Source organism: Leuconostoc citreum, from assembly GCF_004354555.1.
In the GTDB taxonomy this organism is placed as follows: Bacteria; Bacillota; Bacilli; order Lactobacillales; family Lactobacillaceae; genus Leuconostoc; species Leuconostoc citreum.
In genome coordinates this window covers 1-13,535 of record NZ_PUFH01000004.1, presented here as the reverse complement: position 1 = coordinate 13,535, position 13,535 = coordinate 1, and the positions used below count along the sequence as shown (strand labels likewise).

General features: G+C 42.3%; 8 protein-coding genes and 14 tRNA genes. 1 reads left to right on the top strand and 21 read right to left on the bottom strand.

Annotated features, from left to right (window positions below; all coding sequences use genetic code 11):
* Positions 1–32: 32 nt before the first annotated feature.
* The 3 genes from fusA to rpsL form a co-directional block, all read right to left on the bottom strand.
* Positions 33–2,144: an elongation factor G gene (gene fusA, locus C5L21_RS01805; protein WP_085699511.1), complete on the bottom strand. Its 2,112-nt coding sequence runs from the start codon at positions 2,142–2,144 to the stop codon at positions 33–35.
* A gap of 200 nt (positions 2,145–2,344) precedes the next feature.
* On the bottom strand, positions 2,345–2,815 hold the full coding sequence (gene rpsG / locus C5L21_RS01800; protein ID WP_004899475.1) for a 30S ribosomal protein S7: 471 nt from the start codon (positions 2,813–2,815) through the stop codon (positions 2,345–2,347).
* Between the two features lie 15 nt (positions 2,816–2,830).
* A complete protein-coding gene (gene rpsL, locus C5L21_RS01795; RefSeq protein WP_004899477.1) occupies positions 2,831–3,244 on the bottom strand; it encodes a 30S ribosomal protein S12 in 414 nt (137 codons plus the stop codon).
* Between the two features lie 263 nt (positions 3,245–3,507).
* On the opposite strand from rpsL, the gene C5L21_RS01790 reads away from it, so the two are divergent.
* Entirely contained in the window at positions 3,508–4,185 is a 678-nt protein-coding gene (locus C5L21_RS01790; protein WP_012305436.1) for a prepilin peptidase, read from the top strand.
* 6 nt (positions 4,186–4,191) lie between these two features.
* Here C5L21_RS01790 and C5L21_RS01785 read toward each other — a convergent pair whose 3' ends face one another.
* From C5L21_RS01785 to C5L21_RS01700, 18 genes are all read right to left on the bottom strand, one after another.
* A complete protein-coding gene (locus C5L21_RS01785; protein WP_004909195.1) occupies positions 4,192–6,657 on the bottom strand; it encodes an ATP-dependent Clp protease ATP-binding subunit in 2,466 nt (821 codons plus the stop codon).
* 122 nt (positions 6,658–6,779) lie between these two features.
* Positions 6,780–7,898, bottom strand: a complete 1,119-nt coding sequence (gene prfB / locus C5L21_RS01780) for a peptide chain release factor 2 (protein WP_004899481.1) — start codon at positions 7,896–7,898, stop codon at positions 6,780–6,782.
* Positions 7,899–7,975: 77 nt separating this feature from the next.
* On the bottom strand, positions 7,976–10,390 hold the full coding sequence (gene secA, locus C5L21_RS01775; protein ID WP_085699695.1) for a preprotein translocase subunit SecA: 2,415 nt from the start codon (positions 10,388–10,390) through the stop codon (positions 7,976–7,978).
* A 129-nt stretch (positions 10,391–10,519) separates the two neighbouring features.
* Entirely contained in the window at positions 10,520–11,830 is a 1,311-nt protein-coding gene (gene serS / locus C5L21_RS01770; RefSeq protein ID WP_133285993.1) for a serine--tRNA ligase, read from the bottom strand.
* A gap of 334 nt (positions 11,831–12,164) precedes the next feature.
* Positions 12,165–12,238, bottom strand: a tRNA-Ile gene (locus tag C5L21_RS01765).
* Between the two features lie 22 nt (positions 12,239–12,260).
* Positions 12,261–12,331 (bottom strand) — tRNA-Gly (locus tag C5L21_RS01760).
* A gap of 29 nt (positions 12,332–12,360) precedes the next feature.
* Positions 12,361–12,433: transfer RNA gene (locus C5L21_RS01755), tRNA-Phe, on the bottom strand.
* Positions 12,434–12,457: 24 nt separating this feature from the next.
* Positions 12,458–12,531: transfer RNA gene (locus C5L21_RS01750), tRNA-Asp, on the bottom strand.
* 2 nt (positions 12,532–12,533) lie between these two features.
* Positions 12,534–12,607 (bottom strand) — tRNA-Met (locus C5L21_RS01745).
* Between the two features lie 27 nt (positions 12,608–12,634).
* Positions 12,635–12,724: transfer RNA gene (locus C5L21_RS01740), tRNA-Ser, on the bottom strand.
* A 29-nt stretch (positions 12,725–12,753) separates the two neighbouring features.
* Positions 12,754–12,827 (bottom strand) — tRNA-Ile (locus C5L21_RS01735).
* Between the two features lie 15 nt (positions 12,828–12,842).
* A tRNA-Met gene (locus tag C5L21_RS01730) sits at positions 12,843–12,916 on the bottom strand.
* Positions 12,917–12,943: 27 nt separating this feature from the next.
* Positions 12,944–13,017 (bottom strand) — tRNA-Pro (locus C5L21_RS01725).
* Between the two features lie 66 nt (positions 13,018–13,083).
* Positions 13,084–13,157 (bottom strand) — tRNA-Arg (locus tag C5L21_RS01720).
* 5 nt (positions 13,158–13,162) lie between these two features.
* A tRNA-Leu gene (locus C5L21_RS01715) sits at positions 13,163–13,246 on the bottom strand.
* 5 nt (positions 13,247–13,251) lie between these two features.
* Positions 13,252–13,323, bottom strand: a tRNA-Gly gene (locus tag C5L21_RS01710).
* A 7-nt stretch (positions 13,324–13,330) separates the two neighbouring features.
* Positions 13,331–13,403, bottom strand: a tRNA-Thr gene (locus C5L21_RS01705).
* A gap of 41 nt (positions 13,404–13,444) precedes the next feature.
* Positions 13,445–13,517 (bottom strand) — tRNA-Val (locus C5L21_RS01700).
* Between the last annotated feature and the right edge of the window lie 18 nt (positions 13,518–13,535).

Genomic DNA, 13,535 nt, shown 5'->3' with positions numbered 1-13,535 from the left:
AGTTAATCACATTGGTTTTAAGAAGTTGAGAATTAAGCTTCTTTACCGCTGTTTTTGATAATTTCTTCTTGAATGTTCTTAGGAACAGCTTCATAGTGATCAAATACCATTTGGAATGTACCACGACCTTGTGTTGCAGAACGCAAAGTTGTTGCATAACCAAACATTTCTGACAAAGGCACCTTAGCCTTAACAGCCAAAACAGGTCCACGAGATTCTTGACCTTCAATCATACCACGGCGTGCTGAGACGTGTCCCATAACATCACCAAGATTGTCTTCAGGTGCAACAATATCAACCGCCATGATTGGTTCAAGAATAACTGCACCGGCAGTCTTGGCAGCCTCTTTCAAAGCTAATGACGCAGCAATCTTAAAGGCAGCTTCAGATGAATCGACATCGTGGTATGAACCATCATACAACTTAGCCTTCAAATCAACTAATGGGAAGCCAGCCAATGGGCCAGCGTTCAAAGCATCCTTCAAACCTGCTTCAACTGATGGGATATATTCACGTGGCACAACGCCACCAACGATAGCGTCTTCGAATTCAAATCCAGCGCCTTCTTCGTTTGGTGAGAATTCGATGTAAACATCACCATATTGTCCCTTACCACCAGATTGGCGCTTGAAGTAACCACGCGCCTGCACTGTTTGTGTAAAGGCTTCACGGTAGGCAACTTGAGGTGCACCGACTGTTGCTTCAACGTTAAATTCACGGCGCATACGATCAACCATGATATCCAATTGCAATTCACCCATTCCAGCGATTAATGTATCACCAGTTTCAGGGTTTGTTGTCGCACGGAATGATGGATCTTCTTCGGCTAACTTTTGAATAGCATTAGACAATTTGTCTTGATCAGCCTTCGTCTTTGGTTCGATAGCCAATTCAATAACTGGTTCTGGGAATTCCATTGATTCAAGAATCAATTGATGATCAACGGCTGTCAAAGAATCACCAGTTGTTGTATTCTTCAAACCGATAGCTGCTGCAATATCACCTGAGAAAACTTCATCAATTTCTGTACGTGATGTGGCGTGCATTTGTAGCAAACGACCAACACGTTCACGCGTGTCAGAAGATGTGTTTTGTACGTATGAACCTGATTGCAAAGTACCAGTATAAACACGCATAAATGTCAAACGACCAACGAATGGATCAGTCATAATCTTAAAGGCCAACGCAGCAAATGACTTGCTATCATCAGCAATCAAGTCAATTTCTTCACCTGTTTTTGGATCATTAGCAACATATGGCTTAACATCCAAAGGTCCTGGCAAATAGTCAACAACGGCATCCAACATCATTTGAACACCCTTATCTTTATAGGCAGAACCTGCAAGAACTGGGTAGAATTGTAATGCCAAAGTTGCGCGACGAATTGCGGCCTTTAATTCTTCAACAGAAATGTCTTCACCTTCAAGGTACTTTTCCATCAAATCATCATCAACATCAGCAACAGCTTCAATCAAAGTATTACGCTTTTCTTCCGCTAATTCTTTTAATTCCGCAGGAATTTCACGTGGTTCCCACTTTTCACCCAAATCATCAACTGGGTAATAAGCTTCTTGTGTGATCAAATCAATTACTGCTTCGAATTCATCTTCAGCGCCAATAGGCCATTGAATGGCTTCAGCATTAACTTGCAAACGTTCATGCATTGATTCAACTGACATAGCAAAATCAGCACCCAACTTATCCATCTTGTTGACGAATACGATACGTGGCACGTCATAAGTCGTTGCCTGACGCCAAACTGTTTCAGTTTGTGGTTCAACACCAGCAGCACCATCCAAGACAGCTACAGCGCCATCCAAAACACGCAAAGCACGTTCAACTTCAATTGTAAAGTCAACGTGACCTGGTGTATCGATGATGTTAACACGGTAGGGCGTCTTTACGAATTGGTCAAAGAAACCGTGCCATACGGCTGTTGTGGCAGCTGATTGGATTGTGATTCCACGTTCCTTTTCTTGTTCCATGAAATCCATTTGTGAAGCACCATCGTGTGTTTCACCAATTTTGTGAATTTTACCTGTGTAATACAAGATACGTTCCGTGGTTGTTGTCTTACCCGCATCGATGTGGGCCATGATACCAATATTACGTGTACGTTCTAGTGGGTATTCACGTTTTGCCATTGTGAGTTATCTCCTGGTTTTGTTCTATATGCAACAAAAAGCGACACAGAATTGTGTTCGCTTTTTGATGGTAAAAGCCAATAGTGCTTTACCATCTACTGTCATTTTACACTATTTATTGCGATGTGAACGATTAAATTTAGCATCCCAATAAATGATGGTTTAATTTAAGCACAACACACAAGGTTGTGCCAAAAACCTTACCAACGATAGTGCGCGAATGCACGGTTAGCTTCAGCCATCTTATGCGTATCTTCACGCTTCTTAACAGATGCACCAGTATCATTAGCTGCATCCATGATTTCTTTAGCTAAACGTTCATCCATTGTGTGTTCGTTACGCAAACGTGAGTAGTTTACTAACCAACGCAATCCCAATGTTGTACGACGGTCAGGACGTACTTCGATTGGCACCTGATAGTTAGATCCACCAACACGGCGAGCCTTAACTTCCAATACAGGCATGATGTTTTCCATGGCTTGTTCGAAAACTTCCAATGGTTCGTTACCAGTAGCTTCCTTGATACGATCAAAAGCATCATACAAGATTGTTGAAGCAGTTCCACGCTTACCATCAAGCATCAACTTGTTGATCAAACGTGAAACGAGCTTTGAATTGTAAATTGGGTCAGGCAAAACTTCCTGACGCTTAGTATAACCTTTACGTGGCATTTGTCAGTCTCCTTCTTACTTCTTTGGCGCCTTTGTGCCGTACTTTGAACGTGATGTCATACGTCCGTCAACACCAGCTGTATCCAATGCACCACGAATAATGTGGTAACGCACACCAGGCAAATCCTTCACACGACCACCGCGAATCAAAACAACAGAGTGTTCTTGCAAGTTGTGACCAATACCTGGAATATAAGCAGTAACTTCATACAAGTTTGAAAGACGCACACGAGCGTACTTACGCAAAGCTGAGTTAGGCTTCTTTGGTGTCATTGTACCAACACGTGTGGCAACACCACGCTTTTGTGGTGCAACGTTATTTGTTGCTTTCTTCTTCATTGAGTTATAGCCGAAGTTCAAAGCTGGTGACTTTGACTTAGTCGCATTTGACTTACGGGGCTTGCGAACCAATTGGTTAATTGTAGGCATGCTACGGTCTCCTTAAATTTTTTATTAATTACACAGTTCCAGGTGTGTCATTTTTGTAATTAAACAAAAATGCTTACTGGGAATCTGCTGACAATTGCCTTTACAGCGCCGTTCAGCACGTTGTGATGATTTCACAGAACAGATTACTTAAAAGCACGTTCAATATAATACCAGATTATAGACTAATGTCAAGAGTGAATCAGCACATCAAATGATTATATCCTTTTGTATGAGTCATCGCTTATTTTTCCGTCTAATCCCTTATGCAAACACTATTAATTATTCTATTTAACGCAGTGCTAACTTCTACAATATTATGCCTTGCCGAGCGCTTAAATCACAACATACCCCTAGGTATTAAACGTTCCTTTTGTTTTAGATGCCAACATCAGTTATCTTGGTATGACTTAATCCCGGTTATATCTGCTATTTTGTTACATGGCCATTGTCGTCATTGTCAATTTAAATTTGGTATGCACTATGCACATATCGAACTACTTGGCGCAATAATTGGTTGGTCACTTTTTTCTGATATTACAGTATGGATAACTGCGGTATTACTATTTTTTCTATCGTGTGAAGATATCTACAGCCACACGATACACATAGGCGTTTTATACCCTTGGCTCATTTATTTGTTTATGACCAGCCATTTCAATCAGTTCGAGGACAAAATAACAGTTTTTTGCCTCGTCATCCCTGTGTGTCTCTGTTTAGTTTATCGCCACAAGCTTGGTTTTGGTGACATCCCCATCCTGCTGTGCTTTATCTTAATTAATGATAGTCTGATTTTCGCTTACACATTGTTAATTGCCACAATACTAGGTCTTACTGGCTTACTCTTTGTCAATCAAGCACGTCTGCCTTTTGTGCCTTATTTATTAGCCGGCTGGCTCATTGCTAATCTCGGTGAAAAAGCCATCACTTATTTTGTTAAGTGATGGCTTTTAAGCTTTAGCTGCTACTTTATCGATAGGTTTAATGCTTAGTCTAATATCCCCGTTTTTCGCACCAATCGTCACAGTCGTATCAGTGGTAATCTGACCACGCAACAATTCTTCACTCAAAACGTCTTCAATCTTTGTCTGCAAAGCCCGTCGAATTGGTCGTGCACCATACTCTGGATCAAATCCGGCACTAGCAACGACATCAATCGCTGCAGGCGTTATTTTAACAGATATACCTTGCTCTGCTACGCGCTGTAGTACTGTGCGGCTCATTAATTTAACAATTTGATGTAACTCATCTTTTGTTAGTGGTTCAAATACGACCGCTTCATCCAAGCGATTAATAAATTCTGGACGGAATGTTTCTTTTAGCGTCTCACGAATTTTTTCAGCCATCGCAGCATGATTATTTTTCAAATCAACTGCGCCAAAACCAACTGATTTTTCATCACGCAAACGTGTTGCCCCCAAGTTAGAAGTCATGATGATAATTGTATTACGAAAATCAACTTTACGACCTTTTGAATCCGTCAAAAAACCATCGTCAAACACTTGTAGCATCAAATTAAAAATATCTTGGTGCGCTTTTTCTGCTTCATCCAGTAACACCACGGAATAAGGATGGTTTCTCACTTGTTCGGTTAGCTGTCCACCTTCATCATATCCTACGTAACCTGGTGCTGAGCCTACAAGTCGAGAAGCTGACCAACGTTCTTGATATTCCGACATATCAATACGAATCATATTTTCTTGACTACCAAACATGGCTTCCGCTAATGCCTTAGCAAGCTCTGTTTTACCGACACCTGTTGGACCCAAAAACATAAAAGTACCAATTGGCCGATTAGGGTCTTTCAAGCCTGAACGTGCACGACGAATTGCACGTGCCACAGCAGAAATCGCTGCTTTCTGACCAATGACACGTCGACCAAGGACAGCTTCTAAATTGACTAAACGCTGCTGTTCATTTTTCTCCAGTTGCGTTAACGGTACACCCGTTTGCTGTGAAATTACTTCTGCAATATCTTCTTCAGTCACGTGAAGATGGTAATTTTGTTGTGTATCATCCGCCAACTTTGCTTCAGCTTTATTGATACGCTTTTTTAAGCGTACTTCTTCGGTGCGCAATTTAGCTGCACCTTCAAAATCAAGCGCAGTAATTGCTGCTTCTTTAGCCGCAACTGTCTCAGCCAATTTGGCTTTGTTTTTATTCACTGGGTTTGGCCGATTAATCGCATCAATACGAACCTTCGCACCAGCTTCGTCCATTAAATCAATCGCCTTATCAGGCAAAAAACGGTCTGTAATATACCGCGATGATAGTTTTACTGCAGCAATAATCGCAGCATCATCAATCGCTACTTGATGATGACTTTCAAATTTAGAACGAATACCCTTCAAAATACTGATGGCATCTTCTTGTGATGGCTCATCCACCGTCACCGGCGCAAATCGTCGCTCCAAGGCTGCATCCGACTCGACATATTTTTGATATTCATCAAAAGTCGTTGCGCCCAAGGTCTGTAATTCACCTCTTGCTAAAGCTGGCTTTAAAATGTTTGAAGCGTCGATAGCCCCTTCAGCCCCGCCAGCACCAATTAAAGTATGTAGCTCATCGATAAACAGAATCACCTGTCCATCTTGATAAATCTCTTCAATAATTTTCTTCAAGCGATCTTCAAATTCACCACGGTACTTTGTGCCAGCGACCAGAGAGCCCATATCTAATGCCATCAATCGCTTATTTTTCAATGTGTCTGGAACATCATTAGCAATAATTCTTTGCGCTAAACCTTCAGCTATAGCTGTTTTACCAACACCTGGTTCACCAATCAATACCGGATTATTTTTTGTACGTCGTGACAAAATTTGTACAACACGACGCACCTCTTTTGAGCGCCCAATAATGGGATCCATTTTATTATCTTTAGCACGTTGTGTTAAGTTACGTGCCAAACTATCCAGGGTTGGTGTCCCTTGTGATTGCTGTTTGTCACGTTGCTTCATTTGCTTGCGTACATCGGTGACACCAAGTTTCCGCAAAATTGCTCGGCGCATTTCTTGTAAATTGGCATCCAACGCTAATAAAATACGCGATGATAAGATACTCTCATCCTGTAATAAGGCTAACAGCACATGCTCTGTACCAACTTGGGTCTGTGCTAGCGCGCGTGATTCTTCGCCTGATTGACGAAGTATGTCGCCAGCTTTTGGCGAATAGGGTAAATAGACATTTTTATCATAGCGCGATGTCATGCCATAACCGGTAAAATGTTCAATTTCCTCGCGAATATCATCATCGGTCACGTTGAATTGGCCAAGAATTTTGCTTGCAATGCCTTCTTTTTCAATTGCTAAGGCTAACAATAGGTGCTCTGTTCCTACAGCCTGGTGTTTAAAATATTTTGCTTGTTCTTGAGCCAAAACCAGCACATTCTGTGCACTTGATGTATATTTGTTATCCATGTTATGCCCTCCATTTTTTAGGCAGTTAATGTCTAATGTTGACTTATATTATAACGCATTAGACTATTGTTAGAAACTAATATGTTTGATAATGGAAAAAGCCGAAACATATTGTTTCGACCTTAATTTGGATTTTTTAAGCTTAATTGCCATTGTAAATAAGCATTAATGAACGGGTCCAAATCACCATCTAATACTTGCTGTGGTTGATTTGTTTCATAATTTGTTCGGTGATCTTTAACCATCTGGTAAGGATGCAATACGTATGAACGAATTTGTGATCCCCAACCATTTTCCATTTTTTCACCAGTTAAAGCAGCCCGCTCAGCCTCTTGTTTCTCAAGTTCGAGCTGGTATAATTTACTTTTCAAGAGCTTCATGGCGTAATCACGGTTACCGTACTGTGTTCGTTCCACTGTTGATGACACAACAATCCCTGTTGGTTCGTGGGTTAGGCGCACACCAGTTGAAACTTTATTGACGTTCTGCCCACCAGCACCACCAGAACGAAAGACATCCATCTTAATATCATCGTCGCGGACTTCAACTTCAATAGTGTCATCTAACTCTGGCATCACATCAACACTGACAAAACTAGTATGACGGCGGCCTGCTGAATCAAAAGGTGAGATACGAACAAAACGATGTACGCCTTTTTCACTTCGTAAAAAGCCAAACGCATTATGCCCAGTAATTTTTATTGTCGCACTATCAATGCCGGCTTCATCTCCAGCATGGTAGTCTAACACATCAACTTGGAAGCCATGCTGTTGAGCCCAACGCGTATACATCCGATATAAGTTTGCACCCCAGTCCGTTGATTCTGTTCCCCCCGAGCCAGGATGAACTTCTAAAATGGCATTATTAGCGTCGTATGGTTCCGTTAGTAACTGTTCCAGATTGTAAGCCTCAACATCTTTTTGGGCTTGTGCAATGCTGTCTGCCAATTCAGTAGCTGTATCAACATCTCCAGGATCTTCAGCGAGCATATCAATTAAGACTTCAATTTCTTCAGCCTGATTCGTTAAATTCAAAAATGAGTCGCGCCGATTCTTTAGCACATTGTTTTCTTCGATAACTTTTTGCGCTTTTGTATTATCATCCCAAAATCCAGGTTCTGTCATACGGTTTTCAAAATCGGCAATTTCTTCCGTTAACGCTTCTAGATCTAAAGTGCCTTGAAAACGCGCAATATTTTCTTGTATGTCTGCTAACGCATGCTTAGCATCAATAATTTCCATGTCTTTACCCTCTCAAAATAAAAGCGAACACTTTGGCTCGCTCCTGTTATTGCATTATCTATAAAGGAATCTAAAAACTACGCCTTCAAGTTCTGACGAATTTCAGCTTTCATAAATGTACGCGTCGCATCATATTCCACATCAGCAATCATCTTATTAAAGTTTTCAAAAGCTTCATTCTGATATTCGATTAACGGATTCAGCTGGCCGTAGCCGCGTAAACCAACCCCTTGACGCAAACGATCCAGTGCGTCAATATGATCTGTCCAATGTTGGTCTACAGCACGCAAAATCACAACCTTCTCAAATTCTAACATTTGCTCCGGTTCATATAATTGCCGCTTTTTGTTAGCGTAGTTTTCCTTTGCCAGGGCATATAACTTCGCTTCAATATCTTCTCGTGAAAAGCCAGACAAATCATTTTCAGTCAGCGCATCTTCGTTGACAAGCACATTTTCCGCAAAGACAATGATTTGTTGTAACTGCCATTCTGAAGGCTTTTTACTTTTTGTTTGTGCTGTCACTACGCGATTGATCGTACGTGAAACCATTGGCATCAAAACCCAATCCAATGATTGTGACTCATCAATGATGATATCTCGTTGATGATAAATTAATTCACGTTGTTCTCGTACCACATCATCATATTGCAAAACGTTTTTACGTGTATCATAGTTATTGCCTTCCACACGCTTTTGAGCCGATTCAACTGAACGTGTAATTAACCGATTTTTAATAACCGTCTCTTCTTCATCCAGATTCATCCGTTCCCAAACAGCTCTAATACGTTCCGCACCAAAACGAATCATCAAGTCATCTTCTAGTGATAAGAAAAACTGTGAGAAGCCATCATCACCTTGACGACCTGCACGACCACGCAATTGATTATCAATACGTCGTGACTCATGACGTTCTGTAGCAATAACTGCCAAACCACCCAAATCAGCTACACCAGGGCCAAGCTTAATATCAGTGCCTCGACCCGCCATGTTCGTCGCTACTGTCACGGCCCCGCGTTGCCCCGCGTTAGCAATAATTTCAGCTTCTTTGGCATTATTTTTAGCGTTAAGTACGTTATGCGGTACATTTTGTGCCATCAAAATTTTTGATAGTAATTCTGACGACTCAACTGATCCCGTACCAATAAGAATAGGTTGACCCTTTTCATGTAATTCTTGGATTAATTTGACAACGGCATTATATTTAGCACGAATAGATGGATATAGCAAATCAGGGTAATCAACTCGTTTGATTGGCCGATTGGTTGGAATAGTAATGACTTCCATATTATAAATTTCGCGTAACTCTTCTTCTTCAGTCTTAGCTGTTCCTGTCATACCAGACAGCTTTTTATACATTCTAAACAAGTTTTGGTACGTGATTTGTGCCATAGATTTGTTTTCTTCTTGAATTTCAACACCCTCTTTAGCCTCAATTGCTTGATGCAAGCCGTCAGATAGGCGTGTGCCTTCAGAAATACGTCCAGTAGATTGGTCAATTAACTTGACCTCACCATCTTGTACAACGTAGTCTTTATCATTGATATAATTGAAATTCGCACGTAACGCTTGGTCAATATGATGTGTTAAAGCTGTATCTCCAGCATCATAAAGGTTATCTAGATTAAAGAAAATTTCGCCTTTATGGATGCCATCGTTGGTGAGCATTGTCGTTTTTGCTTCTTCGTCAATCTTGTAGTCTTCATCTTGTTGTAATGTTTTTACAAAACGATCTGCACGCCCATACAACTGAGAAACACCTGATCCTGGTCCCGAAATAATCAACGGTGTACGTGCTGTATCAATCAAGATAGAATCAGCTTCATCAATTAACGCAAAATTCAAACCTCGCTGCATGACACGTTCTTCAGCACGTCTCACCATGTTATCACGTAGATAATCAAAACCAATATTAAAGTTCGTTGAGTACGTGATATCTGCATCATAAGCAGCACGTTTTTCCTCAGCTGGCGCGTCACCTACGTTGACCCCAACAGATAGACCTAACCAATTATATAACTGCCCCATTTGCTCGGCATCTCGTGCGGAAAGATAGTCGTTTACAGTGACTACATGTACGCCACGGCCTGTTAGCGCGTTCAAATAGACCGCCATAGTGGCCGTCAATGTTTTTCCTTCACCCGTTCGCATTTCAGCCAAGTTACCGTCATTTAAAACAGCAGCACCCATGATCTGCACGCGAAATGGATACAATCCCAACACGCGTTTTGCTGCTTCACGTGCAACCGCAAATGCTTCCGGCAAGAGTGCATCTAATGTTTTTGCTAGTACTTTATTTTGTTTATCTGTCTCTGTCACATCACGCAAAGCATCAGCAATTTTTTCTTTAAATACCGGCGTTTTGGCCTGAAGTGCTTCATCAGACAAAGCCGCCATCTCGTCAGCGTAGTCCTCAACTTTATCAGCAATATGATTTAATTTTTTTAGTTGTTTTTTTGAATTATCAACTAGTTTTCGTATTGGATTTGCCATTATTTTTAGCACACAACGCTAGTAGGTTGTGTGTTTCTCCTCTGAAATATAAATTTGTGTGTTTTAGCGCACAATAGTCTACTGTCAATTGTAGCAAAAAAAGCCTGATAAATACAGACTTTTAGTACATTAATGATGTGGCGTTGCCATCAATTTATCTTGGCCACCCAAATAAGGGCGTAGCACCTCAGGCACTGTCACACTACCATCGGGATTTTGGTAATTCTCTAATATAGCAGCTACTGTTCTTCCCACAGCAAGGCCAGAACCATTAAGCGTATGAACCAGAGCTAGTTGTCCTGCTTCATTGCGATATGTGATATGCATGCGACGCGCTTGAAAGTCCTCCGTATTTGAGACAGAAGATATTTCTCGGTAAACTTGTTGTTGTGGCATCCAAACTTCAACGTCATATGTTTTAGCTGCTGAAAATCCCATATCGCCGGTTGACAGCAGAATGACATGATATGGTAACCCAAGTTTCTGCAGAATATTTTCTGCATTGGCCGTCATACTTTCAAGCTCTTCATATGATTGTTCAGGCTTAGTAAACTTCACCATTTCAACTTTATTGAATTGATGTAACCGAATTAAGCCACGCGTATCTTTACCAGCAGCACCTGCCTCTTTACGAAATGATGGTGATAACGCTGTAAATTTAATCGGCAAGTCTTCAGCTGGTAGTGTTTCCCCTGAATAATAATTAGTTAATGGCACTTCAGCAGTCGGAATATAAGTCTGTTCAAGTCCCTCAACACGATATGCATCGTCTTGAAATTTAGGATATTGACCGGTGCCAAACATCGCAGCATCATTAACCACAATTGGCGTAATCATTTCAGTGTAGCCTTCTTGACGGTGCTCATCTAACATGAAATTATACACAGCTCGCTCAAGTCGTGCGCCATCACCCACATAATAAAGAAAACGTGCACCTGATACCTTAGCACCCCTTTCAAAATCTAAAATACCAAGCGTCTCGCCCACCTCATAATGTGCTTTTAACCATTCTGGTGCCTCTTGGTGTGCTTTCAATCTTTGGCCATATGTCTTAGGTTCCCAAACACGTTGTTCAACATTTGCTGCTTCATCAGGTCCTACCGGCACATCAGACGCAGCTAAGTTAGGAAGATGAGCTGCTAAATTTTTAACTTCCATATCAAGACTTGCTTGTCTTGCATCCAGTGCTTTGATCTTTGATCCGACTTCTTGCATTGCAAGAATAGCCTCACTAGCATCAGTTTTATTACGCTTCGCGTAAGCAATTTTATCAGAGACTTCATTTCTTTGAGCTTTTAGGCTTTCTACCTGTTGTATCGCCTCACGACGCGCTTTATCCAAACTTAATAATGTCGTTAACTTCTCAGATTCGATGCCTCGATCCTGTAAACGGCGAGTTGCCTCTGCCACATTTTTCCGTAAATATTTTATATCTAACATAGTTTATCCTCCATAATATCTATAGTATACAAAAACGCGTTTCCCCTCTAAACCTTGTAGGAATAGGGACGAAAACGCGCTTCCGTGGTACCACCCAGTTTTTATCTACTTTAATGCCAAAGCAAATAACACTTATTATCACCTGATAACGGAGCTAACCGAGTGGCATTACCCACTATTGGAACTTACTGGAATTTCAACTGGTTGTTTTTCATCACCCAACAACTTTCTAGAATAGTCTACTTATGGTAAGTTAAATTATGTATTAATTGTAACGGAAACAGTAAGAAAAGGCAAACAAAAAAGGATGTTTCCATTGAAACATCCTTCATCATGGGCCTGACAGGACTCGAACCTGTGACCCCTGCGTTATCAACACAGTGCTCTAACCAACTGAGCTACAGGCCCTTCTTATGCTTCTCAACATAAAAGCGAATGACGGGAATCGAACCCGCATAGCCAGCTTGGAAGGCTGGAATTCTACCATTGAACTACATTCGCATCTCTTACTGGATGCCCTGAGACATCTATGGCGCTGGACGGAATCGAACCGCCGACACTACGAGCTTCAATCGTATGCTCTACCAACTGAGCTACAGAGCCATCTTAGTATGTCCCCATACTAAACGGTCACAGCGGGGCTCGAACCCGCGATCTCCTGCGTGACAGGCAGGCGTCCTAACCAGCTAGACCATGCGACCAATTGCGGGAGCAGGATTTGAACCTACGACCTTCGGGTTATGGGCCCGACGAGCTACCAGACTGCTCCATCCCGCGATAATATTATTTTGGTATCTCTACCTAAGGAGAATGTGGGATTCGAACCCACGCGCCGATTTCTCGACCTGACGGTTTTCAAGACCGTTCCCTTCAGCCAGACTTGGGTAATTCTCCATCATCTCTTGCTTGACTCTCGTCCTGCATGGACCTTGTTGGACTCGAACCAACGACCGGACGGTTATGAGCCGTCTGCTCTAACCAACTGAGCTAAAGGTCCTATATCTCGAGCCTATCGCGGCAGGGGGGATCGAACCCTCGACCTCCCGGGTATGAACCGGACGCTCTAGCCAGCTGAGCTACACCGCGATCGTCTTTGACAATTTTCCTTGCCAATCGGGACGACAGGATTCGAACCTGCGACCCCCTGGTCCCAAACCAGGTGCTCTACCAAGCTGAGCTACGTCCCGAAAAGTTCTACGAGAGCTTCTGCCCCTTTAAACTTAAAAAAAGAGTTTGAATTCCTTCAACCTCTATGCACCTAGCAGGAGTCGAACCTGCAACCTCCTGATTCGTAGTCAGACGCTCTATCCAATTGCGCTATAGGTGCATATATGCCGGCGACCGGGATCGAACCGGTACGATATCTCTATCGCAGGATTTTAAGTCCTGTGCGTCTGCCTATTCCGCCACGCCGGCATACAAGCGGAAGACGGGATTCGAACCCGCGACCCCCACCATGGCAAGGTGATGTTCTACCACTGAACTACTTCCGCAGAATCATGCCGACTAAAGGACTCGAACCTTCGACCCCCGCTTTACAAGAGCGGTGCTCTACCAACTGAGCTAAGTCGGCATCGCTTTATCCCGACGTGCCGGTTTCTTGACTTTCGCCAATGGACGCTACAGGGATCGAACCTGTGACCCCCTGCTTGTAAGGCAGGTGCTCTCCCAGCTGAGCTAAGCGTCCATAATGGAGAGGAAGGGA